Origin of the sequence: Macrococcus epidermidis, assembly GCF_024205965.1 — a bacterium.
In the GTDB taxonomy this organism is placed as follows: Bacteria; Bacillota; Bacilli; order Staphylococcales; family Staphylococcaceae; genus Macrococcoides; species Macrococcoides epidermidis.
Genome location: NZ_CP073819.1, coordinates 1,318,453 through 1,343,230, shown reverse-complemented (window position 1 = coordinate 1,343,230; position 24,778 = coordinate 1,318,453). Strand labels below are relative to the sequence as shown.

34 protein-coding genes are annotated in these 24,778 nt (G+C 30.0%); 7 read left to right on the top strand and 27 right to left on the bottom strand.

From position 1 onward, the window contains the following. Positions 1–37: 37 nt before the first annotated feature. The 5 genes from KFV12_RS07055 to KFV12_RS07040 form a co-directional block, all read right to left on the bottom strand. Positions 38–499: a hypothetical protein gene (locus tag KFV12_RS07055; RefSeq protein ID WP_254256440.1), complete on the bottom strand. Its 462-nt coding sequence runs from the start codon at positions 497–499 to the stop codon at positions 38–40. A 99-nt stretch (positions 500–598) separates the two neighbouring features. Then, entirely contained in the window at positions 599–1,375 is a 777-nt protein-coding gene (locus tag KFV12_RS07050) for a class I SAM-dependent methyltransferase (RefSeq protein WP_254256439.1), read from the bottom strand. Between the two features lie 66 nt (positions 1,376–1,441). Continuing rightward, positions 1,442–3,055 (bottom strand): ribosomal protection-like ABC-F family protein, encoded by a 1,614-nt coding sequence (gene abc-f / locus KFV12_RS07045; RefSeq protein WP_254256438.1) that lies wholly within the window; start codon positions 3,053–3,055, stop codon positions 1,442–1,444. 35 nt (positions 3,056–3,090) lie between these two features. Then, complete coding sequence (locus KFV12_RS13295; RefSeq protein ID WP_262492331.1) at positions 3,091–3,216, bottom strand: hypothetical protein; 126 nt, start codon at positions 3,214–3,216, stop codon at positions 3,091–3,093. A gap of 160 nt (positions 3,217–3,376) precedes the next feature. Further along, a complete protein-coding gene (locus KFV12_RS07040; protein ID WP_254256437.1) occupies positions 3,377–3,871 on the bottom strand; it encodes a cysteine hydrolase family protein in 495 nt (164 codons plus the stop codon). Positions 3,872–4,025: 154 nt separating this feature from the next. Between KFV12_RS07040 and KFV12_RS07035 the strand changes: the two genes are divergently transcribed. From KFV12_RS07035 to KFV12_RS07020, 4 genes are all read left to right on the top strand, one after another. Then, complete coding sequence (locus KFV12_RS07035; RefSeq protein WP_254256436.1) at positions 4,026–4,382, top strand: cupin; 357 nt, start codon at positions 4,026–4,028, stop codon at positions 4,380–4,382. 192 nt (positions 4,383–4,574) lie between these two features. Then, positions 4,575–5,747 carry an MFS transporter gene (locus KFV12_RS07030; RefSeq protein WP_254256435.1) on the top strand — a complete coding sequence of 391 codons (1,173 nt, stop codon included), beginning with the start codon at positions 4,575–4,577 and terminating at the stop codon, positions 5,745–5,747. Positions 5,748–5,877: 130 nt separating this feature from the next. Continuing rightward, positions 5,878–6,135 (top strand): type II toxin-antitoxin system Phd/YefM family antitoxin, encoded by a 258-nt coding sequence (locus tag KFV12_RS07025; RefSeq protein ID WP_254256434.1) that lies wholly within the window; start codon positions 5,878–5,880, stop codon positions 6,133–6,135. Then, positions 6,128–6,400: a Txe/YoeB family addiction module toxin gene (locus KFV12_RS07020; RefSeq protein ID WP_086042495.1), complete on the top strand. Its 273-nt coding sequence runs from the start codon at positions 6,128–6,130 to the stop codon at positions 6,398–6,400. Before KFV12_RS07025 ends, KFV12_RS07020 begins: the two co-directional genes overlap by 8 nt. A 17-nt stretch (positions 6,401–6,417) precedes the next feature. Here the strand turns inward: KFV12_RS07020 and KFV12_RS07015 are convergent, their stop codons facing one another. The 9 genes from KFV12_RS07015 to KFV12_RS06975 all read right to left on the bottom strand — a co-directional run bounded on the left by KFV12_RS07015 (position 6,418) and on the right by KFV12_RS06975 (position 12,966). Continuing rightward, positions 6,418–6,732 (bottom strand): hypothetical protein, encoded by a 315-nt coding sequence (locus KFV12_RS07015; protein ID WP_254256433.1) that lies wholly within the window; start codon positions 6,730–6,732, stop codon positions 6,418–6,420. A 31-nt stretch (positions 6,733–6,763) separates the two neighbouring features. Next, positions 6,764–7,186 (bottom strand): hypothetical protein, encoded by a 423-nt coding sequence (locus KFV12_RS07010; RefSeq protein ID WP_254256432.1) that lies wholly within the window; start codon positions 7,184–7,186, stop codon positions 6,764–6,766. A 5-nt stretch (positions 7,187–7,191) separates the two neighbouring features. After that, positions 7,192–7,677, bottom strand: coding sequence for an NUDIX hydrolase (locus KFV12_RS07005; protein ID WP_254256431.1), 486 nt, complete (start codon positions 7,675–7,677; stop codon positions 7,192–7,194). A 276-nt stretch (positions 7,678–7,953) separates the two neighbouring features. Further along, a complete protein-coding gene (locus KFV12_RS07000; RefSeq protein ID WP_254256430.1) occupies positions 7,954–8,940 on the bottom strand; it encodes an SIR2 family NAD-dependent protein deacylase in 987 nt (328 codons plus the stop codon). Further along, positions 8,924–9,727 (bottom strand): protein-ADP-ribose hydrolase, encoded by an 804-nt coding sequence (locus KFV12_RS06995; RefSeq protein ID WP_254256429.1) that lies wholly within the window; start codon positions 9,725–9,727, stop codon positions 8,924–8,926. The genes KFV12_RS07000 and KFV12_RS06995 overlap by 17 nt, the downstream gene beginning before the upstream one ends. A gap of 99 nt (positions 9,728–9,826) precedes the next feature. Then, the gene (locus KFV12_RS06990; RefSeq protein ID WP_254256428.1) at positions 9,827–10,264 is read right to left on the bottom strand and encodes an Rrf2 family transcriptional regulator; all 438 of its coding nucleotides are present in this window, start codon (positions 10,262–10,264) and stop codon (positions 9,827–9,829) included. Positions 10,265–10,321: 57 nt separating this feature from the next. Next, positions 10,322–11,092 carry a nuclear transport factor 2 family protein gene (locus KFV12_RS06985; protein WP_254256427.1) on the bottom strand — a complete coding sequence of 257 codons (771 nt, stop codon included), beginning with the start codon at positions 11,090–11,092 and terminating at the stop codon, positions 10,322–10,324. A gap of 233 nt (positions 11,093–11,325) precedes the next feature. Beyond that, positions 11,326–12,216, bottom strand: a complete 891-nt coding sequence (locus tag KFV12_RS06980) for a phosphotransferase family protein (RefSeq protein ID WP_254256426.1) — start codon at positions 12,214–12,216, stop codon at positions 11,326–11,328. 9 nt (positions 12,217–12,225) lie between these two features. Further along, positions 12,226–12,966 (bottom strand): M48 family metallopeptidase, encoded by a 741-nt coding sequence (locus KFV12_RS06975; protein ID WP_254256425.1) that lies wholly within the window; start codon positions 12,964–12,966, stop codon positions 12,226–12,228. A gap of 82 nt (positions 12,967–13,048) precedes the next feature. On the opposite strand from KFV12_RS06975, the gene KFV12_RS06970 reads away from it, so the two are divergent. Further along, entirely contained in the window at positions 13,049–13,495 is a 447-nt protein-coding gene (locus tag KFV12_RS06970) for a GNAT family N-acetyltransferase (RefSeq protein WP_254256424.1), read from the top strand. A gap of 36 nt (positions 13,496–13,531) precedes the next feature. Here KFV12_RS06970 and KFV12_RS06965 read toward each other — a convergent pair whose 3' ends face one another. From KFV12_RS06965 to KFV12_RS06915, 12 genes are all read right to left on the bottom strand, one after another. Next, entirely contained in the window at positions 13,532–13,783 is a 252-nt protein-coding gene (locus KFV12_RS06965; protein ID WP_254256423.1) for a type II toxin-antitoxin system Phd/YefM family antitoxin, read from the bottom strand. Positions 13,784–13,853: 70 nt separating this feature from the next. Further along, entirely contained in the window at positions 13,854–15,101 is a 1,248-nt protein-coding gene (locus KFV12_RS06960) for an ATP-binding protein (RefSeq protein ID WP_254256422.1), read from the bottom strand. A gap of 97 nt (positions 15,102–15,198) precedes the next feature. Continuing rightward, entirely contained in the window at positions 15,199–16,005 is an 807-nt protein-coding gene (locus KFV12_RS06955; protein WP_254256421.1) for a DUF4240 domain-containing protein, read from the bottom strand. 25 nt (positions 16,006–16,030) lie between these two features. Then, entirely contained in the window at positions 16,031–16,597 is a 567-nt protein-coding gene (locus tag KFV12_RS06950) for a histidine phosphatase family protein (RefSeq protein WP_254256420.1), read from the bottom strand. A gap of 26 nt (positions 16,598–16,623) precedes the next feature. Next, a complete protein-coding gene (locus KFV12_RS06945; RefSeq protein ID WP_254256419.1) occupies positions 16,624–17,349 on the bottom strand; it encodes a DUF3969 family protein in 726 nt (241 codons plus the stop codon). A gap of 25 nt (positions 17,350–17,374) precedes the next feature. Then, positions 17,375–18,385, bottom strand: coding sequence for a S66 family peptidase (locus KFV12_RS06940; RefSeq protein WP_254256418.1), 1,011 nt, complete (start codon positions 18,383–18,385; stop codon positions 17,375–17,377). A 24-nt stretch (positions 18,386–18,409) separates the two neighbouring features. Beyond that, a complete protein-coding gene (locus KFV12_RS06935; protein WP_254256417.1) occupies positions 18,410–18,805 on the bottom strand; it encodes a nucleoside 2-deoxyribosyltransferase in 396 nt (131 codons plus the stop codon). 82 nt (positions 18,806–18,887) lie between these two features. Further along, positions 18,888–19,316 carry an NUDIX hydrolase gene (locus KFV12_RS06930; protein ID WP_254256416.1) on the bottom strand — a complete coding sequence of 143 codons (429 nt, stop codon included), beginning with the start codon at positions 19,314–19,316 and terminating at the stop codon, positions 18,888–18,890. Positions 19,317–19,366: 50 nt separating this feature from the next. Next, positions 19,367–20,560, bottom strand: coding sequence for a S41 family peptidase (locus KFV12_RS06925; protein ID WP_254256415.1), 1,194 nt, complete (start codon positions 20,558–20,560; stop codon positions 19,367–19,369). A 576-nt stretch (positions 20,561–21,136) separates the two neighbouring features. After that, positions 21,137–21,295: a hypothetical protein gene (locus KFV12_RS06920; RefSeq protein WP_254256414.1), complete on the bottom strand. Its 159-nt coding sequence runs from the start codon at positions 21,293–21,295 to the stop codon at positions 21,137–21,139. A gap of 362 nt (positions 21,296–21,657) precedes the next feature. Then, complete coding sequence (locus KFV12_RS13380; RefSeq protein ID WP_367304743.1) at positions 21,658–22,023, bottom strand: HXXEE domain-containing protein; 366 nt, start codon at positions 22,021–22,023, stop codon at positions 21,658–21,660. After that, on the bottom strand, positions 22,013–22,519 hold the full coding sequence (locus KFV12_RS06915) for a carboxymuconolactone decarboxylase family protein (protein WP_254256413.1): 507 nt from the start codon (positions 22,517–22,519) through the stop codon (positions 22,013–22,015). The genes KFV12_RS13380 and KFV12_RS06915 overlap by 11 nt, the downstream gene beginning before the upstream one ends. A 128-nt stretch (positions 22,520–22,647) precedes the next feature. On the opposite strand from KFV12_RS06915, the gene KFV12_RS06910 reads away from it, so the two are divergent. Both KFV12_RS06910 and KFV12_RS06905 read left to right on the top strand, forming a co-directional pair. Beyond that, positions 22,648–23,202 (top strand): TetR/AcrR family transcriptional regulator, encoded by a 555-nt coding sequence (locus tag KFV12_RS06910; protein WP_254256412.1) that lies wholly within the window; start codon positions 22,648–22,650, stop codon positions 23,200–23,202. A gap of 22 nt (positions 23,203–23,224) precedes the next feature. Beyond that, positions 23,225–23,725 carry a phosphoribosylanthranilate isomerase gene (locus KFV12_RS06905; RefSeq protein ID WP_254256411.1) on the top strand — a complete coding sequence of 167 codons (501 nt, stop codon included), beginning with the start codon at positions 23,225–23,227 and terminating at the stop codon, positions 23,723–23,725. Between the two features lie 639 nt (positions 23,726–24,364). Here the strand turns inward: KFV12_RS06905 and KFV12_RS06900 are convergent. Beyond that, entirely contained in the window at positions 24,365–24,733 is a 369-nt protein-coding gene (locus KFV12_RS06900; protein WP_254256410.1) for a hypothetical protein, read from the bottom strand. Positions 24,734–24,778 lie beyond the last annotated feature (45 nt).

Here is a 24,778-nt window from a genome sequence, read left to right as displayed (position 1 = left end):
ATACATTTATTATAACAGATTGGTGTAGGATTACAAGTTAGAAGTGTTTCATGACTTCTTCGTGAGTATAGGTTACTTTATGGTTCAAATGCTCACGATAAGCAATATCAGCATCACGAGCATCCTGAATATCTTCCATATGATTTTTACATCTCTCAATCCACAGTTTTTCAAACGCTACTTCTCCTAGAATGCGATGGGATAAGTCATTAATATGATCAATATTTTCTTGTTCACACCACTTTATACAATCCAGATATAATTGCATCTCTACTGATGTATTATCAATATCATAAATTTCAACAGGTATATCAATAATCCCTTTTTGAAAAGCAACGAAACAACGTGTATGACCATCAACGATGTAAAATTGATTGTCATACTGAATTACTGAGATTATTGTATTTTTGACAGAAACATCATCCAGCCATTCACTTACCTCATCCACTTTACGTTGATTCAAATAAAGTTGAGTAAGCTTTATATCATTAATATTCATGAAATAATCACATCCTATTAAGAGTGTAGTTCACTAATATAGTATCATGAATCGATAGATATATTTGTTGAATTTGATTTTGAAAATCATTTAATATAATTACAATTTGATAGATAGATTAGCAATATAGTCACTACTATATTTTGTTAGTCTATTTCGGATATCTTTTGATTCATAAAAATCAATCATGGCAAAACCTGCTTTTAATTGACCGCCAATTTGCTCTTCTAGTGTATGGCTAAATTCATATCCATACTCAGGATCAATAATTAAATTACCATCTTCTTCAAGCTGTCTAGAATTGAAAGGTAATTTATATTTTAATAATAATTCTTTATCGGGTTGATCCCAAACAATATCACCGTCATACATATAGACCCATGGATTTAAATAACCAACCATTAATAAACCACCAGGTTTTAACACTCTATATGACTCTTTCCACATGTTCTCTAAATCTTCAATATATACATTCGATACTGGACAAAAAATAATATCAAAAGTTTCATTTTCAAAAGGAAAAACTCTAGTCATATCGGCTTGAACTGTGGTAATAATGATATTTTCTCTTTCAGCAACCATTCTATCTTTATTTAACTGCTCTTCTGAGAAATCCATAATTGTTGTATCATAACCTTTAGCAGAGAAAATAGGACCTTGTTGACCTCCACCACAAGCTAAACCTAATAATTTATTACCTTTCGCTTTTGTGAACCATTCGTTAGGTACACTTTTGCCAATTGTCAAACTAACATCGATAGGATTATTTTTAATATATATAAATTCTTCATGACTTAACGGAATTGAATAAGCATTTCCTTTTTTCTTTGATACATTGTTCCATCTTTCTTGATTAAAATCTACATATTGATTCATAACATATCTCCTTTAATATGAAAGTAAGTAAAATCAAACCTAGAATAAAATAATAAAGGTTTAAGTTTATTCAGCTTTTTTCTGCTTCGCATAACTATAATTTCCTAAATACATGTTTACATTTTTATCTTCAATCCAATAAGTAACATCAAAAAACTTATCAAGAAAATATCTATCATGCGAAACAGCGATAATCGTTCCTTCGAATTTATCTAAAGCATCTTCTAATATTTCTTTAGATTCAATGTCTAAGTGGTTCGTAGGTTCATCGAGAATGAGTACATTAAAATCATTTGACATAATTTGTGCCCATCGTAAACGCATCTTCTCACCACCACTTAAATCTTTCACTTTTTTAAATACGTCATAACCATAGAATAAATAGCCAGCGAGATGATTACGAGCCTCACCTTCTGTGACTGATGCGTATGCACGATACGCGTCTAAAACAGTATCATTGTCTTCAGTAAAATGATGTTGTGATAGATAACCAATCTTAATATTAGGTGCAATAATGATTTCGCCTTCATCAGGAAAAACATCCTCTAACATCATTTTTATTAACGTACTTTTTCCTGTACCATTGGCTCCAACAATAGAAATCCTATCATTTCTTCTAATTTTCATATTTACATCTTCAAACAATATATCATCATACATTTTGGCAACATCAATTAAAGTGAACACATCTTTAGAAGATTTGTCTGCACTTTGAATATCAAGCTGCATTGTTTTAGCATCAATAATCGGTTTCTTTTTTATTTCTATTCTAGCCAAAGCTTTTTCCATACTTTTTGCGCGACGATGCATTGCGGCATTTGGTGGTACAGCTTGATTCGCCCATATTTTTAATTGTTTGATCTGTGCTTTCATCTTTTGAATTTTCTTCTGTTGATTTTTGTATTCTTCATACTCACTTAAGATTCTATCTTCTTTTTCTTTTATGAAGTAAGAATAATTTCCGTGATAAATATGTAGCGCTTGTTGATCTATCTCTAATATTTTACTCACCGTCTCATCAAGAAAATAACGGTCATGAGAAATAATAATAACAGCACCTGTATAATTTTTAATAAATTGCGTTAACCATTCAATACTATCGATATCCAGATGATTTGTCGGTTCATTCAGTAGTAATAATTCCGGTGATTGAAGTAATAACATGGCTAAACCAACTTTAGTACGTTCTCCACCTGAAAGCTGAGACCAAAGTCTATCGGCCAATGGATTAATTTTAAGACCGTGCATTACAAAGTTGATTTTACTATCCTTTTCATAACCACCTAGTACTTCAAACTGCTCTTGTATATTGGCATATTGAACTAAAATCTTTTCAAGATTATCAGGGTTACTTGCCATTTTTAATTCTAATGCTTTCATTTTCTTCTCTATTACATCAAGATCAATAAAAGTTTGTGCAAAACATGAATAAACATCCATATCATCCGGGAATTTTGGGATTTGGCTCAAAATACCAACTCGTATATCTTTTGATAAACTAATAAAACCACTATCAGGACGCTCTTCTCCTGAAATGAGTTTGAATAAGGTTGTTTTACCTTCACCATTTCTGCCGATAAGACCAATACGATCATTATCGTTTACCTCAAATTTAATATCCTCAAAAATCACATCACCTGTAAAAGATTTTGATACTTGGGCTACGTTTAAAATATTCATTTTTTCTCTCCTCTAGTTTGTTAGAGGAACCGTGTTTAGTATTCCTCTAGAAGTTGTACTTGCTTAAAAAAGGGCAGACTCCACCAATTTTTAATTTCAAACGCAAATTTCCCACGTACCGTTAAAACAAAACGCATACGCTTCGCAACTTCTAAAAACAATACCAACACCTCCGTTCATAAAAATTATTTATATTATATAATAATTTTTAGAATATTTAAATATTTATGATGAATAGTACCTGCAAAAACTTCAGAATAACCCTCACGATATTATTTACAGCTAAAAATGAGATTATCTCAAAATTATAAATAACCCAAATCACACATACTCGTCTATCATCAGAACTTCTACTTCATCAGACCAATGCAAAACTGTAGATACGAAATCATTAATATCTAATCCAGGCATTTCATATGTTTCACAATTATTAACTGTTGCACAAGCATCTTCAATTACTGTAACTTTAAAGCCAAGTTCATTAGCAATAATCGCATTAAATAAAATACAATATTCCATATTAAAACCGATAATGATCAGTTCAGTAACACCAAGTGAAATTAAATATTGTTGCAAATCCGTATCTTTAAAAGCACTCGGTTTATTTTTAGAATAAATCTTATCGGCATTTTTATGAATAAATGGGTCTAAAGGAAATGGCTTATTTGTTTTGTCATCAATATGTTCCACTGCAATCACAGGTAATTTGTTTGCTTTAAATACTTCTACTAGATGAATAGCATTATTCTTAACTACTGAAAAATCACCTTTTTCTAAAAAATGTGTATGAAAATCAATAACTAATAGAGCTTCCAAAATATCACCTCAAAATAAAAAATCATTTGTTCGTGCGAATAAAATAATATGATTACATAATATATTATAGATTACGTAACTCTCTAAAATTAATGTATTATATTTATTATATAGAATTTTTAAAAAATTAAAATGAATTAAAAAGGAGAAAACTATGAAAATATATCCTTTGGAGAAATCGAAGGCAACTAAAATTGATAATCACAACTCGAGTGGATTTAATATCAATAGATTAACTACTATGAATTCAAAAATCTCTATTAACTTCATCCACTTAGAAGCGAATGGTATTATAGGTAATCATAAAGCTCCAGTTAATCAAATATTATTAATCGTCGACGGTGAAGCAATTGTTTCATCAAACAATCATACACCTATTTCAATCAGTAAGAATACCGCGGTATTCTTTGAAGCTGGGGAAATGCATGAAACAAGAACGAATAATGGTTTAAATGCAGTTATTATTGAAAGCCCAGATTTAAAAGATGATTTATTTCAATATAATCAATAAATTCTCCCACTTTAATATTGTACAAATTTTCTGATAATGATAAGATGAATGCATTAAAAAATTATAAAAGGTGATTTCATATGTAATGATTTCTTTCTAATTCATCAATTAGACGTAGACTTACAAGTCAATAAAAACAATTAAATTAGTTGTATTTGTAAGTCTATGATCTTCTTAAATTAGGAGGAAATCATGAAAGGATTTACAAATAACTTTAAATACTTATACTTTAGTCAGTTATTCGCCAATACGAGCGATAATATTTATATTATTGCACTGATTGCTTATCTATATGAATTAACGCACTCTATTCAATTAAGTGCATTAGTTCCGATATTCATCACATCTGCTTATTTTATAAGTGGGTTTATCGCACCAATTGTATATTCAAGATTTCAAAAGCAATATATTTTAGTGTTTAATCAAACGATGAAATGTGGCTTGCTGATCTTATTGATCGGTACAATGTATGTTGAATTGCACTATATTTATATATTAGGATTAGCATTTATGAATGCGTTCTTAGATGGATTTACAAATCCATTAAGCAACACATTAATCCCCTACTTTGAGTTAAAGGATAATATACTTAGAGCAAACGGAAAAACTAGCAGTATGAATAATATGATACAAATTTCAGCCTGGACATTAGGCAGTTTATTGTTAGCAGTCCTACATAGTGATGGATTGATTATGTTTTGTATCATCTTGTCTATCATATCTGTGATATTTATGATGAAGATAAATTTTAATATTAATACTGTAGAGAGTGAGCATATAGGTTCCAAAAGTTTCAAAGCGGTTATTAAAAGCAATCGTACCAGTTACAGTCAATATTTAAATTGGAATACTTTCATCGCGTCATTTGGCCATGCTGTCTGGATTGCTGCAATAATGATTGCCTTTGTAAAAGAATATTTAAATGCCCCATCATACTGGTTTGGTATTATCAACGCGGCATTTTTCGTAGGTTTACTTGTCGGATCAAAGATGATTCATTTGATTGAAAGATTTAAAATGGTGCACTTCTATTATAGTGGATATATGCTGCTTTCACTCATTACGTTTGTCTTCGGGATTAACAGGTGGTTAATATTAGCAGTTCTGCTATCATGGCTTTATGGCATTATAGAGCAATTATTATCTATTTCACTACACACAGAAATACAAAAGCATTTAAATCATGAAACACTGCTTGATACTTACACACTGAATCAGAGTATATATAGCTTAGGATTTTGTTTATCAACATTTGTGATGTCGTTACTAGCAGAACACGCTACCTTAACATTCGCATTTGTTATAGCATCGCTTGCTTACTTATTGATTTGTTTACTCACATATCGATATAAAAATATATTCTAAAAGACAAACCCATCGCTCAAATGTTTGAGTGATGGGTTTTTAAAATCAGCATATTTAAGAGTAAAATGTAATGATTATATACATAATAACTCGTAAGTGGTACAATAATATTGTACAAGGAGGCGATAAAATGAAAGTCACAACGTATTCTAATGCAAGATCAAATTTTAGAAAAATAATAGATATTGTTAATGAAGACTGTGAACCTTACACAATCACAACAAATACGCATAATGCCGTGATATTATCTGAACAAGATTATAATAGTATGATTGAAACACTTTATTTACATAGTACACCAGCGAATGCCGAAAGATTACAAAAAGCGATTGATGAATCAATTGATAAAAATAACTTACTTCAAGTTGAGATTGATTTAGATGCCTAAGAAAAAGATACTATTTTATTCAAGTGGTTTTGAAGATTATACGTACTGGCAAACTAACGATAAAACTGTATTAAAGAAAATAAATAAACTAATAAAGAGTATTATGATTGATGGTGCAAATGAAGGTATAGGTAAGCCAGAAAAATTATTAGGAAACTATACAGGTTGCTATAGCAGAAGGATCACTCATGAACATCGGCTCGTATATAAGATAGAAGATGATTCCATTTGTATTTTACAATGTCGTTTTCATTACAAAAGGTAGAATAGACATTCATTAGACTATCCTACCTTAATTTTTTTATAAATTTTATAATTAACTTCATCTCTGTTACTTTGAATCGTCTCAAATCGTTCTATCGTCCACGGTTCCCAGAATGACTGTCCTTGCTTGTTAAAGACATATGCGTCATCAATCGCATAACATGCATGTGTTAGTATATTATCATGATAGAAAGAGATAATATCTCCTCTATTAAATGAAGTTTCCACTTCTTTGTATCCAAGACGATTAAGGAAGAGCATAAAGGTTTCCTGATGCACCCACTGTTCTAATATAAATGGATTTTTAGTTAATGCATACAGTGTTGCCGACAAACAATTTGCGCCATGGTTTTCCGGAAATTTATTATGCAATGCAGTAAGATGAGATATTGAACTGAACTGCGTTATATCTGTTTTTGCTAGGTTCATCATCGAACTGTTGGATAAAGCTTATTTGTTCTTTTTGAGAGAGCGTATCCCAATATGCTGAAGTGATTAATCTATCAACATGGATCAGCTGAGTGCCATTATCGATCATTTCTTGTTTCAATGCATCTTTAAATGTATTTTCTATGCTTTCATACCATCCTGGTTCGGCTACAATAACAAATTCATATGTCAGATGCCATGTTTGATACGTTGAATGGTTAACAACATTTGATAAGCTACTGTTTTTCTTAAACTCATCTTTCGGTACAACTAAAGTGTTTATTAAATTATGCTGATGTTCAATTAAGAAAGCTTCTGATATAAAGAAAAGATCAAATTCAAACTTCAAATTACGCATATTCACTACCCCACTTTAATATACTTACAATATCTATCCCATAAATCTGGTATTAATTCATCTAAATTTTGTTCAATTTCATTCGGTGCTACCCACTTTGCATCAACAACTTCTTCAGCCTGAAGATTAAAAGTAATGTCATTCGTTGGTGCTTCGTAAAGATAAGTTTCAGTAATATAATGCGAATGCATCGTGTAGCCTTTAAATTGAATGTCTTCTAAAGATGCATAAATACCTGCTTCTTCAAGTAACTCACGATGTGCAGCAAGGACACCATCTTCTCCTGCAACAGCAGATCCTCGACTACATTCCCATTTCAAACCAAGTGGTTTATCAGGATGACGTTGTGTAAGTAGCAAATCACCATTTGGTTTCTGTACCCAGATTTCTACTACTAAATGGTACAATCCATCAGGTACTGTAACGCCTCTTTCATGGAGGATACCAGTTTTTTGTCTATTCATATCTAGAAGTTCCCATATTTCACTCAAGCGTATCCCTCCAATATTGTAATTCGCAATATTATTATATTTATTATTGTAAATTGAGAAATGAGTGGTCGAAATGTGCGATAATTCGCCCACTCAAACTAAATATATTTCAATTATAACAGAAATATTAACAATTAAAAATTTTAATAACAAATGATATATTAATGTTTTTTCATTACGTTTTTTTAGATCTTAAAATTTAAAACGACAAAAAGAGAAGTATTGACTCATCGTCTTTACTTCTCAAACAATACATTATATTTTAATGTTTTACTATTACATAATTCTTTCTAGAATTCCACCGATATCAGCATCTATACACACACTTTGATTCTCTATTTCAATTGGACAAAATGCTTCACCGTAATTGATACATGCATACATGGCATTTTCATTTTTCAGTGTCATTTCCCAAAAAGGATATTTTATAATAACAGGCGTGTTTGCGCCTATTCCTAATTCTAAAAATAAAATACGTTTATCTTTATTAGCTTGAAGAAAGTCATAATAGGCGCAGGATGCTTTATGCCACCCCTCATCTTCTACGAAAGTATCATCTACTCTAAGATTTGTCGTCATATCAGAATGATCATCAGGACATTTAGGTATCAACATTGTCGGGATTTGCATCGCAATTTCATTATTATCAGGAACAGTATATATTCCATTTTCATCTTTTATAAAACCTTGAGTTTCCATCGCACGCATAACCCATAGCTCGTTATCATATGTTTTTTTAATTTCAGGATTTACGCTTTGAAATAAACCATAATCACCTTGAGTATAAAATAAGTTCTGCTTATTAAATCCAGCTCTTTGAAACTGATGATCAACATTTGTTGTGATGATAAAGTAATTTGTGTTTTTCAAAAGAGAAAATAGATTTTCATATACTGGTTTAGGTGGATTGATATATCTATTAAAATAAATATGCCTTGCCCACCAAGCCCATTTTGTTTCATTGTCAGGGAAAGGATAAAATCCTCCAGAATACAAATCATTTATCCTATATTTTTCTATAAAGTCAAAGAAATACTTTTCAAAACGTTCTCCATGATAGGTTAGGCCGGCAGATATCGATAATCCTGCACCTGCGCCAATTAGTACTGCGTCAGCATCTTTTATTTCATTTTTTAATCTTGTTAATTGCTCTTCTTTTGATCCTGCTCCATTAGATATACCTTTATTAAAGTATTTGATACCATTCAACCCTTGCTGAATCGTTTCTCTATAGCCATCTTTTTGATTATAATAATTCTTCATAGTATGCCTTATCCTCATCTTTAAATACATTAAAAATTATTCTTTCCATAGCACCTGGGTGCTGCGCTAACCATTTATTAACCGTATCAATTGCAATTTGTGCCGCCCTTTTATTAGGGAATCGAAATACGCCAGTAGATATACAACAAAAGGCGACGCTTTTTAAATTATTTTCCAGACAAATATCCAGGATGTTAAAATAGCAATCTGCCAAATCTTTTTCTAAAGATCTTGTAAGTTTATCCGAAACGATCGGTCCTACAACATGAACTATTCTTTTTGCAGGAAGGTTATACGCATCAGTCATCATTGGTAACGCAGTTGGTTGTTCATAATGGTGTCCGTATTTCTCTTTTAATTCTTCCATCTTATTGTTGCATTCTTCTCTTAGTTGAACGCCAGCAAACGTGTGAATTTGATTATCTATACATGTGTGCATCGGCACAAAACATCCTAGCATCTGTGCATTAGCTGCATTAACGATTGCATCTACTTCTAGTCTTGTAATATCCCCTTGCCAAATAGAAAATATATTTTTGTGTATTGGAATATCCTTTAATTTTACAATTCCTTTTTCATTGGCATAACTTGATAAATATTCATCTTGTATTTTTATCACTTCATCAGATATTTTTTTAGGCAAACGTATATTCATTAAAGAACGTAAAATGCGTTCTTTTTCATTTTTATTATCTGGAATTATTATATTCTGATAATGGTCAGATTCTGCTGCAAATATTTTTAAAAGATAATTCAGTCTTTGATCTTGTAAATTATAATCATTCATCATTACACCTACTTTCAGGATTGTAAATGTAGAACTTGATACCAATTTATCGATAATGACTTCTATAACATAACTCTATTTATTCAGAAGCCATACTTGTTATTCATTTGCTAATAATACTTTTATTCCACTACTTAAGTCGTCTAATGTATATTGCTTCATTTCATTCTCCATAGCATTTTGGATAGCTTTAAGTTTATCATCTAGTAAAGTATGAATGTTCATTCCAACGGGACACTGAGGACTAGGATTTGAATGGAAACTGAAAAGATCTCCATTTTCCACAGCTTCTATTGCTTCAAACACATCGAAGAAAGAAATTTCATTTAATGGTCTTGTCGGTGTTATACCACCTGTGCCTCTTGTTACTGTTATTAAGCCTGCATTTTTAAGTTGTGTAAGAATTTTTCGAATGACGACAGGATTTGTATTGATACTATCCGCAAGAAAATCGCTCGTAATTTTATGATTATCTTCAAAGGTATCTACACAAGTGAAAATATGTAAGGCAACTGTGAATCTACTTGAAATTTGCATGTTACATTCCTCCTGTCATCATTCTACATTCATCGTTTTGTTACATCAAGAGTTACATTAAAATTTACCATTCTGATTTTTCCACGTTGCTTCATCTGCTATAGATTCCATAACATCCCAGTGCTCAGTTATTTTCCCGTTTTCAACTCGGAACAAATCATAATATGAAGTTGCTACTCCTCCAAAAGTTCCTTCACTTACTGCAAGAGCAAAATCTCCGTCAGCAAGAACAAAATGAGTTTTATTATATATCATCTGTATACCTTGTTCAGCCATTGCTTCAAGTGCTGTACCAAGACCTGAAAGTCCATCAGCAATTGCAGTATTGTGCTGGATATAATGATCTCCATTAAAGTAAGATGTTAATTTTTCTGGATTTTCCCCATGCAGGACATCTAATACAAAAGTTTTGACAATATTTCTCGTTTCTTCTTTATCAACATTTTTCTTATCAAGTGTACCGTCAATCTGAGTATGACCTGATGGATTAGGTTTTGCTATTGCATCTAAGTTATCCCAGTGTTCTGCAATCTTATCATCTGAATCAAATCTAAAGATATCGAATGCAACCTGTTCACCTGCTCCAGCAAAATTATACACAGTTTGTAAGAAAACTTTATCGCCATCCTCAAATGCACGAATGTTGTTTACAGTTGTTTTAATCGGCGCATTACTAAGGTGTTTAACTGCACTAACAAATGCATCTCTACCTGTTGCATAAGCAAGATTATGTTGAATATACCCTTCAGCAAGAAGTTCTTTTACTATTTCAGTTTCTCCCGTTGCAAATGTCTCAATAAGTGCTAATGCCTTCTCTTTTTTAGTCATAATAAATTTCCTCCTGCATTTTATTTTTTGATGTAACCTTTATGATTACATCTTACAAAAAGATAATAACATCTGTTTTGATGTAATGTCAATGGTTACATCAAAATTTTTATTTTTTTAATGACATATATTTTGGACTATTGTTTATTAATAATTTTGATTGAAAAGAAAAAAGTGGGCGAAATATATAATAATTCGCCCACTCAAAACGATAAAACTCAAAATAAGAAATATTATTTATACCATTTAGGAATTACAATATTAAAATCTTCATAATACTTACGTTGTACTTCAAACTCTTCTTTCATGACTTGTATTTCTTTGTCACCAAATGGGACTGCCCATGGTAATGAAGATAAGATATTCGTCGCGATATAAACAGATAATACTTCCCAAAAATCAATCGGTACTTTAACATCAAAATATCCATCAACGCGCCCTCTACTAAATGCCTCACTCGTATTTACACACCAGCTGATACGATTGAATTCTTCAAATGGTGCACCGATACTACATCTGTCAAAATCAATAATCCACAGTTTACTTTTTTTATCAATGACCATATTCCCAACATGATAATCGCCGTGGTGGTATACAACAGGTTTATCGATGATACGATTTTCATACTTTTCTATTACATTAAATAAACACTGATCATTATCGTATTTATATTCACAGTTTAGATACATCGATTGCTTACGTTCGATTTTCTTTAGGAAAAAGTCACGCCATCCAAACTGATTTGCTCCAGGTATAGCATGAATGGCTTTCAATATTCTACCGGCTTCAAGACCAAGTTCATATTGTTCTTCTAAAGTTAATGTCGGCAATATTTCTTTAGCTTCATGACCTTCAATCCATTTGTATAATAAATAGTATTGATCTTTAAACTCGCCGTGTGATACTAATTGTTGCACAGGAAGCCCAAGGTCCATACACTGTTCAACTAAATAAATTTGCAATTTAATATTCTCTATTTCTTCAATAGAAGAAATACGTAATAGATACTTATCATCTCGAGTTGTAACAATATATTTTTGGTCATCCGACCAGCCTTTGTTGAAGCTTACTAACTTCACAAAATGAAAGCCGGGAAAGCGTTCATTTAAATCATCAATATGCATAGCACCCTCCTATATATGTGTTTCAAAATAATGCGATAAAGATACCTTTCTCCCTTCCGTATCCCAATCATGATAAAGTTTAAATAAACGTGAAACATCTCCATCTACAAGATTTATAAACTGAGTAACTTTAACAAAACTCATCCAGTAATGAAACATAATATATTCCTTCGAATACGAGTAAATATCATATGTAAAGTGTTCTAAAGGTAAGTCACCGAATTCATTTAAATAATATTCGTAAAGTGACTTTTCAAGATGATAGATATCATCAAATAACTGTTCATCAAAAATGAACTTTCTTGGAAGGTATGTCGCCATTCCTTCTTCAAACCACATATCTTCACACGCTGGATGCTCTTCATCAAATTCAGCAAGAAATAGATCAATATGATGCGCGAGTTCATGTCCTAATATTGCAAGCATCTCATCTTTAGTATGCATTTCATAAAAGGAAGTATATTTATCTTTTAAAGCTTCTGGAAGTAACGCTTTGAAATATTGTTCCCAATAATCTTGATCAGCACACATATAGATCGCTTCATCTCTCGTAAAAGCAGGTACTGGTTTTTCAAGTACCTCCTCCATCACAAAACGTGATGTCCAGAATACTCCATTTGGTATATCCTTTAACTGAAAATTATCTTCAAGATATTGTTGGAAATCATTGATTTGTGTATGGAAATATGTAATATCAGCATGATACTTATTTAGATCAGTAGCTTGTTCAAAAGTATAGATTGGTTTCATTAATATGCACCTTTCTGTGTTTATCATAAGAAAAAAATATATAATGACATTATACAGAAAATTCTTACAAAAAGGTGATTCGATGTTAAAACAAGCTAAAGAAATCAACGATGAAATAAAAGAATTGCTATTATTAGCAGACCCTTCGATAGTTATGATTAATCAATATATTAGTGAAAGTTCAATCTATATATTAGAAGAAAATGATCTCATTGGTGTTATTGTCCTTAAAGAAGTAAGTGAATCAACGATGGAAATAATGAATATTGCAGTTAGTGAAGCTTATCAAGGAAAAGGATATGGAAAGTTGATGCTAAAAGAAGCAGAAAAAATAGCGAAGCATTCAGGATATAACAATTTAATCATTGCAACCGCCAATTCAAGTCTGAACCAACTCGTATTATATCAAAAGTGTGGATTTAGACTTCATGAAATAGAAAAAGACTTCTTTATCAATGTATATAAAGAAGTCATAATTGAAAATGGTATAAGAGCGTTGGATAAGATAATACTTAGTAAAAATATATAAAATCTAATTCATAAGATTTCAATTCTGCCATACAATCTAAAGATTATCCCATGTACTTTCAAAATCAAGAATTTCTTCATTTTTACGGTGTTTAATTTGATTTGTTATTCTCTTTTCCAATAAAAATAAAGTTTCCTGAATGGTATTCCAATCAGCTTCACCGATTAAAACAGCTCCTTTTTCTCCAATTTCATTTGGAGCGATATATATTTCTTTACTATCTTGATTAACAGATTTAATGATATTGAAAAATTCTTTTCTGGCATTATCAAATGTATAAATGTTCATATTTAAACCTCCGACATAATCTGTAATAACTATTAATCAGGAATTGTTATATACTCTACTCTCTATTGAATTAAATTCTATACTTTGTTCCACGACCTGTGCCGACTTTATAAACATATCCATTTTCACAAAGATGGTTAACTAAGCGGATCACCTTTGATTTATTGAAAGGGGTGCGTTCTACTATTTCGCTGCTTGAAAGCACATATCCAGAACTCAGTGTCTCCATAATGATACTTTCATCTTTTGTTACTTTTGGTAAAACATTTGTTACAGGAAGGATAATCTTAATACTTGTTTCTGAAACAAAGAATTGTGGCTTCACTTTATATTGGCTATAAGCAGATTTAATACGTTTAATACCTGTACCAAACATCTCAATATATCCTAATCTGAAAAATATATTAGCAAGAATAGGATTTCTTAATATTGAAACATTGTTTTCAAGATAATCGAACTCGCTAATCCCACTAGGCAATCCCCCTGGAGATGTAATTTCAATTTTATCTGGAAACATAGCAATATTAATATGGCTGTTAATGTCCCAATGACGGTGAATAATTGCATTGGCTAAAGCTTCTCTAAATGCATCTTTCGGGATAATCTCGATTGAATTTCTATGCATCCCTTCTATCTTCTCGTATTCATAATAACGTTCAAATGAGTCAATAGCAGTTTGATATGCTGAAAGGATTGAAATATCGTATAGACGGTTTCTATCAAGTATTTCATTTATAGAATGACCAAAACGCGCAATATCAATGCAGGAAAACTTATTACGGTCAGCTACAATGGACGCTACATTATTATATTTACCATTCATATCAATAATTCCTAAAGTTTTAAATAAATCATCGGATACAACATTAACATGAATTTTTTCCATCAATAATTTTGAAAGTGTATTGAAAGTAAGATCAGTTGATTTAACTTCAAGTGCTTCGAAAGATAAATTTGAACCTTCCAATACTAAACGCTTTAATTCTAGCTGGTCAACTTCAATTGTAGCAGTATCATTTCTTCGATATGCCTTACCTTTATATAAATATGGTTTATGAACGCCCTCTGTAACTTCTAAACAAATCGTATTGTTTCTGTTAATTGAAAAAGTAAAGTCAGGACTAGGATTTATACTATCGTTAATTTTGTTTTCTATATCTAATATTGTTTTCTGAATGTTTTCAAACCCAATATATTCACCATTATCTGATACACCAAATATTATTTGTCCATTTCCGTAATTCGCATAGGCACTCACAGTCTTTAAGAACTGATTTGATACTTTTTCTTTAAATGCAGTTGTTTTATTTTCAATCAACTAGACCACCTCTATTTACAAACCAACAAAAATGCAACGCAAAATTTTGCGTTGCATTTTTGTTGGTTTGTAAATAATAATGAATCAATTTAATTGCTTATTTCAATTCCAATAATTCTTGATAATCATAAGAATAATTAGCACGTTCAAGCGCTTCTTCTGTAATTTCTAGTAACTCTTCAAAACTATCTTCGACAAGGTCTTCTTCAATAAATCGATCTTCTAATGTTTCATTATAATATTCTAGACCTTGAGCAATAATAAAACATCTCGTATATAGAAAAGCATCATCAGAATTATATTTATTATTCTTTAAAGGTAGTTTTTCCAGTACTTCAAGATGCTTTCCTAAAGTATTATGAAATGCTATTATTTCTTCTCTAGGATATTTAGTTAACTTTTTGATTGCATATTGTTCATCAAGCTCGTCAGGGAAAAGGTGGTCAATCATTTTCCAAAATTTTGTATCATCCATCTGCATTTTATTGTTTATTTCGATTTCATCATCTATTCCATAAAACTTATCTTTTTCTTCTTCAATTTTTTCTGGCATATTTTCCTCCATCCAATCCCAAAATGGATCTCTAGCATTCAGCAAAAAAAGACTATTACATTTAGGAATTTCAGAATCAATTTTTATATTACCTATATATTCAAAGTCTAAACTGTTACCATGATAATCATCAGCCCAATTTATACTAAGTTCTTTAAAATGATCTTTTGTAATGTAAATTTCTTTTAATCTCGGATCAGAGATACTTGGTTTACATGAGTCTATATAATTTGCAGAATAAAATAGTTTCGAGTTTCCTATACTTTTTACAATAACTACACATGAATATAAGTCAAAGGGTAGTTTTTCAACTATAACATCACCGGTTTTAAGTTTATCAAAATCATACATATTTAAATCTCCTTGAAAAAACGTTTTATTTTAATGATATTCTATCAATTGATATCAACTTTTCTCCATTAAATTCTACTTTATAAATATCTGGTTTCGTTGAGTTCTTCCAAAAATTAAAACCAATAGAAGAATTAAAATAATTCAATATTGCAGTTAATATATTACCATGAGTACCTATAGCTACTGTTTGTAACGCATCATCGTATAAAATTTCTTTTATAATTGGTATCGACCTTTCTTGTGCGTCTTTGGTACTTTCTCCACCGTCTAACTTAAAGTTTATATCAATAAATGAATTCTTAATCGCTTCATCTATTTTTGCTTTCTCTAACTTATACGGTCCTATTAATCTCTTTTCACTTAACTCATCATAAATAATAATCTCACTTTGATTAGCAAGAGGTTCAATGGTTTGTATTGCTCTAGTATAAGAACTCGAAAAAAGTTTATCGAAATGAACTTCCGTCAATTTTGCTGCAACTTCTATGGAATCTTTATAACCTTTTTCTGATAATGGTCGTTCTCTTTCAGCACCAAATATAAAAGGAGATTCAGCGTGTCTAATGAAATAAATTGTTGTGTTATTCATAGTAACTCTCCTAATTCCATTTTTAATTAGTATAAATCTTTAACACTATGTTTAAAGACTTCATTTTGCTTTTTCATAATTAATGCCTCAATAATATTGATATATTTCATATATTTATTATCATAGTTAATGCTAGAGAACTCACCCAATGATATTGTTTTTAAGTATTTTTGATAACCGCCTAAAATTATTTCCATTCTATAACATAAAGACTTGAATTCAAACGCATCATCAATGTCTAAGCTTATTTTTTCAATTTCGTTTAGCTCTTCAAGATAAAGGGCTAATCTGTTATTAAAATTTATAAGCTCAACATAACTTAATGCACTTATATATTGATTGAAGCCTTCAAATGAATGCTCACGTATGTTTATGTTAACTATATGATTCCAAAAATCAGTTTCGTTCATATAGATATACGATCTTTTTTGAAAATCTCTTAAAACTGGTCTATCAAATTCAACTGTCAAATAGTCTTTCAGAAGGTTTTCAGATTGTATTCGTATATTATTTATGAGGTTTTCTTTATGGATTTCATCGTATAGATCTTCTATCTCACAACCTTGCAAAATTAAAGATATAATGAATTCATCAACATTTTGCTTTTGAAGATCAGATGCAATACCTGGATTAAAAATAATCTTTTCAGCATCCTCTATCCGAGTAATTCCTTTGTTTAGTTGTTCTATAGCACCTAAAATAGTAGTTAAAATAAATTTCTCTAATTGTTTGATATCATCATAGTAAATCAAATTATTATAAAATCTCCTTTATTGATTATATAAATTTCTGAGTAACGATACCCTTACCGTCTTCAAATTCAACAATTCCATAAGCGCCATTAATGAATGTGATTTGCGGAGGTTGATGACCACAATCGATATCGTAAATTATAGGAATTTCTAACTCATTAAAAAGATCTTGATAGACGTCTACAATTGTATAACCATCCGAATCAAAACTAACTGGTGTTCTGCCGAATAGTATGCCAGCACAGTTATTGAACCAACCTGCATATTTCATTTGGACCAAACTTCGACGAAAATCAGCAGGTGAAAGTTCACAGTTTTCAAGATACCAAATAACAGGCTTACCATCTATAAAATCCTCAATAAATTGATTTACATCTCCATATGGTGTTCCTACTAAATGACGAATAACATCAATACAACCACCTAACAATCTACCTTCTATATTGATATTTTGATTATTCACTGTTTTCCATTCAGTCTTTTTATCGAAGTTATATACATAATCAGATGGGTTTGCATGGTCCCACTTACTTTGATACATCTCAGAAGAATATTGTTTAATCGTCTCACCTTGTTTTGTTTTCAAAACAGCTAACCATTTTGCAGTCGTATCATCAGAAAATTTACCTCGTAGATCAACTAAATTTGTACCATGTGCTGTTGCAATACCAGTCTTTAAAGTAACAGCTAAAAGTATTGCACTGATGTCTGAATAACCTAATATCCATTTATTTTGTAATGATTCATAGTCAATTTTATCAAGAACTTCAATGGCAAGCTCTCCACCCCATGGAGGAATAATAATATCGACATTTTCATTTTGTATGAAATCGTTTAGTTCATTAGCTCTAATTAAAGCATCAGCAGATTTTGCTTTATGTTGTGTAAATGTGGTATCACCAATAATAAGATGGTTTTCAGGTTCTAACTTCTTACTTATTGAATCTATTAAATGGTGCAAGGTAGAATCAATACCGGAAGATGGTGCTGTAACGCCGATTTTGAATTTTTCATTTAGTATTGGATATTTGATCATATGCTTATTCTCCTTTTTAGAGTTTTAGTTTTCTCTCAATGTTTTCACTAATTTATCAACGATATTCTCTTTTGTTACTAATATGTGTTTAACTTTGTCGAGATGGTAAAAAGTTGCTGAGTTATCCACACTTATTAATTCTTTATTGAAATAAGCAATTAAAACTGGTTTGTTACAACCAATTGCAATACCCATCTCTATATGAGTACCTTTACCACCTGGCAAAATCGCTATAAGAATATCTGCATCCTTTACAGCATTTAATTCTTCAATTCCTATAGTTTTTAATTTTAACTTATTATCTGCTTTTTCATTTAGAGTCCAGTTATATGTATTGATAAAACCTAAGTTGTTTAATGAATTAATTGTTTGATTGACAATCTCTTTATTTGCAAAGCTACTAGCTATATAATATTTCATTAATTATTTTCCTCTACTATATTAATTAACTTTCGAAAAAGGATTGAATATTCTAAAAATATTTTAAAACTGTCAAATCAATTTATTTAAAATAATGTTGTACTGCCCAAGCATGATGTTCATGAAATAGATAATCTTTAACACTATCTATAGGAATCCAATGCATCATATGGTCATCTTCGTCTGGTTCACAAATTTTATCTGGTAAATTTACACTATAAAAATATCCATCATTTAATAAAGGTTCTTTATTAGAACTGTTAAAATACATTTTTGCTTTACCTATATATGTATCAATTGAAATGTTGTATCCGGTTTCCTCTACCAATTCTCTTTTAATACCTTCTTCATGACTTTCATTTTCCTCTAATCCTCCACCTGGAAGAAAGTAATGTCCTTTTCCATTCCTGACCGTTAAAACTTTCTCTTTAGCGTCATTTAAAATAACAGCATATACACTAGGAATGTTTTTATAATTAAGATTTTCTATTTTTTCTCCAAATATTTTCATTGGAATCCCTCGACTTATTTAGAACTAAATATAAAACAATAGTATTCTAATCATTCATTAACCAACTGAATCGCCTTTTCAAGTAGAACATCGCGTGATAATTCTTCAGTCGTCCATGGAATTTCGATATCTGGTGTAATTCCTTTTAAAGCCATAGAGACACCATGATCTAAACCGTTATATCTTGAATAAGGACAAAGCAAGTCAAATTGGTCGTTTAAATAGAGATAACCACAATTTGAATAATCATTCATGCCTTTAGTAGCTCTTCCTATAACCGTCACAAATTCGCTATGTTTAACGGTCTCAACAAAATTGTCACCTGAACTCCCGCATCTTTCATTAGCGATTACAATTACTTTAATATCTTGAGCAATTCCGTCCAATACAATCGGTTCAATATCATCGCTGAATTTGATCATACCTTTACCATAGTTATCAGACATTCTTTTGCGATATTCCTTAAACGCTTCTTTCGTCTCTCCCTCATCCATCTTCATCAAATCTTTATCCACTTTACTGATCATATAATCACAATATTTTTTTGTATAATTAAACGTTAATCCGTAGTCGATATTTAATATATATCCAGGTGGAAAGATGTATTCTAACAATGGATAATATGCAAAGTCACTGCCACCTCTATTATCACGCACATCGATAATAAATTTTTTACTCCGTTTAAGTAAGTTACTATTTTGTTTAATAAGTTCATGTAGTGCATTAACATTTTTAAAATCAGGTAATCTGATAAATATGTAATCATCATGATTTTCTATTCTATATTCTTCATCATATAATTCATCATTAGACGCGATAAAGATATTTTTAACTTCTCCATTTTTTATAGTTACAGTTTTATACTTACGAAGAACATTATGCCATTCGTATCTTTCAGGATTTGGATCAAATAATAAATCTGCTTCATTCTCAATTATAACTTGAATTGAGTGCTCACCTATTTTTATTATTTCACTACCAATCGATATGTCTGGGTCAATAGATTTTACAACAAACAGCCGATTATTGTGGTTCTTACATAAAATTGATACTTTTTTTGTATTCAGTTTATCAATAATACGTAAATGAGGATCATGCAGTTTATTAAGTTGTTCAGTTACATCTGGAAAGAAATCATTGATATTTGAAAAATCCATCGATGCTATTATATCTTTTTTATCATTAAATCCGACATATTCCTCAATTAAATATTTACTTAATAACTCTAGTTCACTTTTAAACATTATATCCCTCCACCCTGTTAAATATACAGAATATTCAAATATAATTATATAATAATCATGATTATTTGACACTAAACAAATTAAACGATTGTCCCTTTTCTAATAAAGAGTTATATAGTAAGCAAAAAAGCACTTCTCGATTATCATCGAAAAGCACTTAAATTTTATAAAATTATTTATCAATAAAAAATCAACACTGAAAACATTAATTGTTTTTTCTCATTCACTTACAAGTTGTATTTCATCAAAAAATAAATAAATGTGGTAATCATTGCTAAATCGCTCTGAAACAAGATCAACTAGTTTTTGAGCATTATTAATAGATAATCCATCTTTTGATTCGAATTTAAGAATAAAATATGTTCATCTTTTACATGAGAAAGCAATTCATATCTAATCATTTCTAAAAGCGTCGATTTACCGGCACGTCGTAAACCTGTTAAAAATTTTACAATCGGTTTATCTGCAAAACGGCTAATAATATTGAGGTATTGAACTCTAATAATTTAATCAAAAATATCAACCTCCTATTTCGATTATAATCGAAATCAAAGAGGAAAATAATTAGCGTTTCGATTATAGTCGAAACGCAATATATTTGAATCTGTACCAATTTGCTATGGCTTTCGTAAAGCCAAAATAATGTTGATATTGCACAGCATATTCAACTTTCATCATTTGTATATCTTGCGCATTAAAATGCGCTGCCCAAGGTAAAGATGATGTAATTTGCATAACAAATCTCTATGCTAACAAGTTTGCAAGAGTTTTGACACTTATGGTTTTGAGAACTGTGGTGAGTGACTGACGTTTTAAACCTGACTTTTTACGTTCAAAAACCTTTTGAGTTTCGTACAGTTGTATAGACTGTTGTAAGCCTTAATATTAAAGGAATTCTGTTTTTTCAATTGAATAGAATTGCTTCAAATATCACTCAGAGGTAACTAAAGGCTAACTAAATAAACTGCTGGCCGGTAGTTTTAATATCTAAATTTATTAGAAATAATTTTATACATAATTAATAGATTGAAGATTGCTATAAGTAAAATTATAAGTATATAACCTACTAATTCTTTTATTTCTACCTCAATCGTTATTTATAAATACGCTAATACAATCGAACTTAATGTCCTCATATAAAATCCTGGTATAATCTTCTTGATTACAATGGCCTGTATATAATGAATCAAAATATGAACTATATAAACTATGATCAATGCAATGTATAATGAGATATTATTATTCATATAACAATAAAATGATAAGAGTATAATGAAGCTCAATTGTTCGATAACGATAATAGTAAACTGAAAACTACTAATTGATGGTATCTTTTCAATTACTTTATTACTATTAATCCATTTTAACCGTTCCACGAATCTAGGTAAAAATATAATCTCTTCTATTTCATGTGTCATGAATAAAATCGGAAACAACCAATACAGACTTGATTCATCTATCATCTATTTTGTTTCCAATATTACCTGAACCTATCGAAATTCGGTTCCATGTATTGACTTGATTAATTAGTAATATAAAATCAATATACTCTTTTTCTGATAAGTATTTTCTCATATTCAAATAATCTTCATCTGAAATAGAATGTTCCGTGATTAGAGTTAGTTTTTTGGAGAATAAGAGTATTGTTTTCTCTTTATTATTAAAAATCTCATTTTCAATATCTAAGTTAATTATGTTTTCTATATACTTTTTCTCAACTTTCTTTTTTACTGCTTCTTTATAGTGCAACTCAATACAATAAGAACAACCATTTAATACTGAAATATATAGCTTTACTAATGGTATTAGTTTTCTGTCCATCGTTATTTTATTTACATACTTTTCTTGTAACATAACATTTTCCATACCAACTGGAGATACTTTAAAATAGTTGACTCTATTATTCAAATTCATAAAACTTCCTGCCTTAACGATACCTTTTGATACTAAATTTTTCATTAAAACCCCTCCTATTTGCAACATTTGTAGAACTTTTGTATATATAGTAAATTTATTATAAGAAAAACTCAATACTACATAATTAAGTTCCACATAATTCAATTTTTGTTGCATAGGAGAAAATAGAAATGAAAAAATCTAATAATCCATCAGTAATTAGATCTCAACAGTGGCTATATAATAGTTTAATAATGCTAATGAAAGAAAAACCATTTGATAGCATTACAATTGGTGAAATTACAAAAAATGCTGATCTTGATAGGACGACGTTTTATAGAAATTTTGACTCTAAAGAAGATATTTTGAATGTGGGCATTTCAAAAATTAAAAATAAATACATGGATGTATTAAAAAACACACAATCATTAAATATGGAATTTTTATCTCTCGCCTTTTTTAAAATTTGTTATGAAGAAATTAATTTATTAAGACTGTTACATTCTCAAGGACTATCCTTTTTATTACTTAATCAATTTAATGAAATATTGCCTCAACTCCATATATCTGTTAAGAATAAATTTAACTATCAAATAAGCGACGAACATCTTATTTTTGCTTTATATTTTAATACAGGAGGATTCTTTAATATTTTAATGAAATGGATGGAGGGTGGATTTGAAGAAAGTACTCAAGAATTAGTAGAGAGTTTCATTGAAATTACTAAATTTAATGTTTCTAAATAATCAACAACAAAGGAGAGAAAATATGAATAATCAGCTTTTCAATGAATTTATTAAGGTTTGTAAAGATTTAAATAAGGTAGATATAAAACCTACTTTGATGGGATCTTTGGGGTTGGAATTAGTTAGTAATACAGACTGGCAACCGAGTGATATTGATATTCATGTTCCAGGAGATCCACGAGGTTGGGATGCACCTGATGAAGATAGAATATATAATTTTAATGCTATTTATTCAGTCATGAACAGGTTAGATTACCGTCTAATAGATCGGCATGAACATGAGTTCACTAATGGCATTATAAGTATAGAATATGGTTGTATTGATACCTTACCTGAGTTCTCTGGTATACCACTATCTGATTTACAAGATATGCATATAGATGGCGCTCATTTTTATGTCCCAAGTTTGGAGCAGTATTTGAAAATTTATGAGTCATCTTCTAAGGATAGTTATAGAAATAATAATAATAATAATAAAGATTTCGAAAAAATATTGTACTTAGAACGTGTACTTAATGAGTAATTGTAATTAGATAAAGTTATCATTCAAGATAATAATAAAAAGCCACCTCTCTAATAATTTCGAGAGGTGCTATATATGTCAATATAACAATGATATTAACGTATTGAGAACTGTGGTGAACGACAAGCGCCTTATACCCAAGCTTCTTACGTTCAAAAAACTTTAGGATTTCTTACAGTTATATAGACTGTCGTAAGCCTTGATATTAAAGGATTTCTGATTTTTTAGATTACATAGAATTTCATAAAATATTACTCAGGGGTAACTAGAGGATAACTAAATAAACTGCTGGCCGGTGGTATTTATAATTCAATGTAATATAATTTCTCAGTATTATTCCAATTATTATTAATAAAAACTCCGTTGAAAATTTGATTATTATGTATAAAATATTCTTTTAAAATCAACTCAAATCGTTTAATCTCTTCTATGTCTCCTGAAAAACAATATATAAATAAATATAAATTTTGAAAGTTTTTATAGTCTTTTGCCTTTATCTCTTTTACTTTATATTGCTCCAACATTAGAGAAGGTAATTCAGATACCCATTCTGCTACCACAGGTATAAATTTAAAAAATCCTTCTGAATCTAAGCATGTTAACAAATGAGAATCTGTAAAATAAATTTTATCTTTCTTTTTAAGTACTCAATTCTTGTCTAGAATAAATAAATTTAGGATGCCCATCCTTTAAGTAGACGGGATTCTGTTCGAGGAACTCAATAAAATATTCATTATCTAAGCTTAATAAATCATCAAAATCCATAATGTTATAAGCATACGATTTAAACATCTTGTGATATTCAATAATTGATTTGCCTATGAGATTAAAATTCTTTATTAATCCGTGGAACTCTACAATCGTGACTTCTATACCTATTTCATTTTTAATATCTTGTAAATCCGGTTTATCACTTATAACTAAATTACCAAACTCGTTAGTATTAAAATTATTTAATAATTGCATTGCTTTTCGTTCAATGTTTTTATTATCAAAAAATCCTCTCATGCATTTTCCTTTCAATGTATTCAGCTTAATTGTTATTAAAAGTAT

Bases quoted from the DNA above. Each gene is read 5' to 3' on its own strand.
- KFV12_RS07055 (WP_254256440.1), bottom strand. From the start codon at position 499: ATGAATATTAATGATATAAAGCTTACTCAACTTTATTTGAATCAACGT.
- KFV12_RS07050 (WP_254256439.1), bottom strand. From the start codon at position 1,375: ATGAATCAATATGTAGATTTTAATCAAGAAAGATGGAACAATGTATCA.
- abc-f (WP_254256438.1), bottom strand. From the start codon at position 3,055: ATGAATATTTTAAACGTAGCCCAAGTATCAAAATCTTTTACAGGTGAT.
- KFV12_RS07035 (WP_254256436.1), top strand. From the start codon at position 4,026: ATGAAAATATATCCTTTGGAGAAATCGAAGGCAACTAAAATTGATAAT.
- KFV12_RS07030 (WP_254256435.1), top strand. From the start codon at position 4,575: ATGAAAGGATTTACAAATAACTTTAAATACTTATACTTTAGTCAGTTA.
- KFV12_RS07025 (WP_254256434.1), top strand. From the start codon at position 5,878: ATGAAAGTCACAACGTATTCTAATGCAAGATCAAATTTTAGAAAAATA.
- KFV12_RS07020 (WP_086042495.1), top strand. From the start codon at position 6,128: ATGCCTAAGAAAAAGATACTATTTTATTCAAGTGGTTTTGAAGATTAT.
- KFV12_RS07010 (WP_254256432.1), bottom strand. From the start codon at position 7,186: ATGCGTAATTTGAAGTTTGAATTTGATCTTTTCTTTATATCAGAAGCT.
- KFV12_RS07000 (WP_254256430.1), bottom strand. From the start codon at position 8,940: ATGAAGAATTATTATAATCAAAAAGATGGCTATAGAGAAACGATTCAG.
- KFV12_RS06995 (WP_254256429.1), bottom strand. From the start codon at position 9,727: ATGAATGATTATAATTTACAAGATCAAAGACTGAATTATCTTTTAAAA.
- KFV12_RS06990 (WP_254256428.1), bottom strand. From the start codon at position 10,264: ATGCAAATTTCAAGTAGATTCACAGTTGCCTTACATATTTTCACTTGT.
- KFV12_RS06985 (WP_254256427.1), bottom strand. From the start codon at position 11,092: ATGACTAAAAAAGAGAAGGCATTAGCACTTATTGAGACATTTGCAACG.
- KFV12_RS06980 (WP_254256426.1), bottom strand. From the start codon at position 12,216: ATGCATATTGATGATTTAAATGAACGCTTTCCCGGCTTTCATTTTGTG.
- KFV12_RS06975 (WP_254256425.1), bottom strand. From the start codon at position 12,966: ATGAAACCAATCTATACTTTTGAACAAGCTACTGATCTAAATAAGTAT.
- KFV12_RS06970 (WP_254256424.1), top strand. From the start codon at position 13,049: ATGTTAAAACAAGCTAAAGAAATCAACGATGAAATAAAAGAATTGCTA.
- KFV12_RS06965 (WP_254256423.1), bottom strand. From the start codon at position 13,783: ATGAACATTTATACATTTGATAATGCCAGAAAAGAATTTTTCAATATC.
- KFV12_RS06955 (WP_254256421.1), bottom strand. From the start codon at position 16,005: ATGTATGATTTTGATAAACTTAAAACCGGTGATGTTATAGTTGAAAAA.
- KFV12_RS06950 (WP_254256420.1), bottom strand. From the start codon at position 16,597: ATGAATAACACAACAATTTATTTCATTAGACACGCTGAATCTCCTTTT.
- KFV12_RS06940 (WP_254256418.1), bottom strand. From the start codon at position 18,385: ATGATCAAATATCCAATACTAAATGAAAAATTCAAAATCGGCGTTACA.
- KFV12_RS06935 (WP_254256417.1), bottom strand. From the start codon at position 18,805: ATGAAATATTATATAGCTAGTAGCTTTGCAAATAAAGAGATTGTCAAT.
- KFV12_RS06930 (WP_254256416.1), bottom strand. From the start codon at position 19,316: ATGAAAATATTTGGAGAAAAAATAGAAAATCTTAATTATAAAAACATT.
- KFV12_RS06925 (WP_254256415.1), bottom strand. From the start codon at position 20,560: ATGTTTAAAAGTGAACTAGAGTTATTAAGTAAATATTTAATTGAGGAA.
- KFV12_RS06920 (WP_254256414.1), bottom strand. From the start codon at position 21,295: ATGCAAATTACATCATCTTTACCTTGGGCAGCGCATTTTAATGCGCAA.
- KFV12_RS13380 (WP_367304743.1), bottom strand. From the start codon at position 22,023: ATGATAGATGAATCAAGTCTGTATTGGTTGTTTCCGATTTTATTCATG.
- KFV12_RS06915 (WP_254256413.1), bottom strand. From the start codon at position 22,519: ATGAAAAATTTAGTATCAAAAGGTATCGTTAAGGCAGGAAGTTTTATG.
- KFV12_RS06910 (WP_254256412.1), top strand. From the start codon at position 22,648: ATGAAAAAATCTAATAATCCATCAGTAATTAGATCTCAACAGTGGCTA.
- KFV12_RS06905 (WP_254256411.1), top strand. From the start codon at position 23,225: ATGAATAATCAGCTTTTCAATGAATTTATTAAGGTTTGTAAAGATTTA.
- KFV12_RS06900 (WP_254256410.1), bottom strand. From the start codon at position 24,733: ATGAGAGGATTTTTTGATAATAAAAACATTGAACGAAAAGCAATGCAA.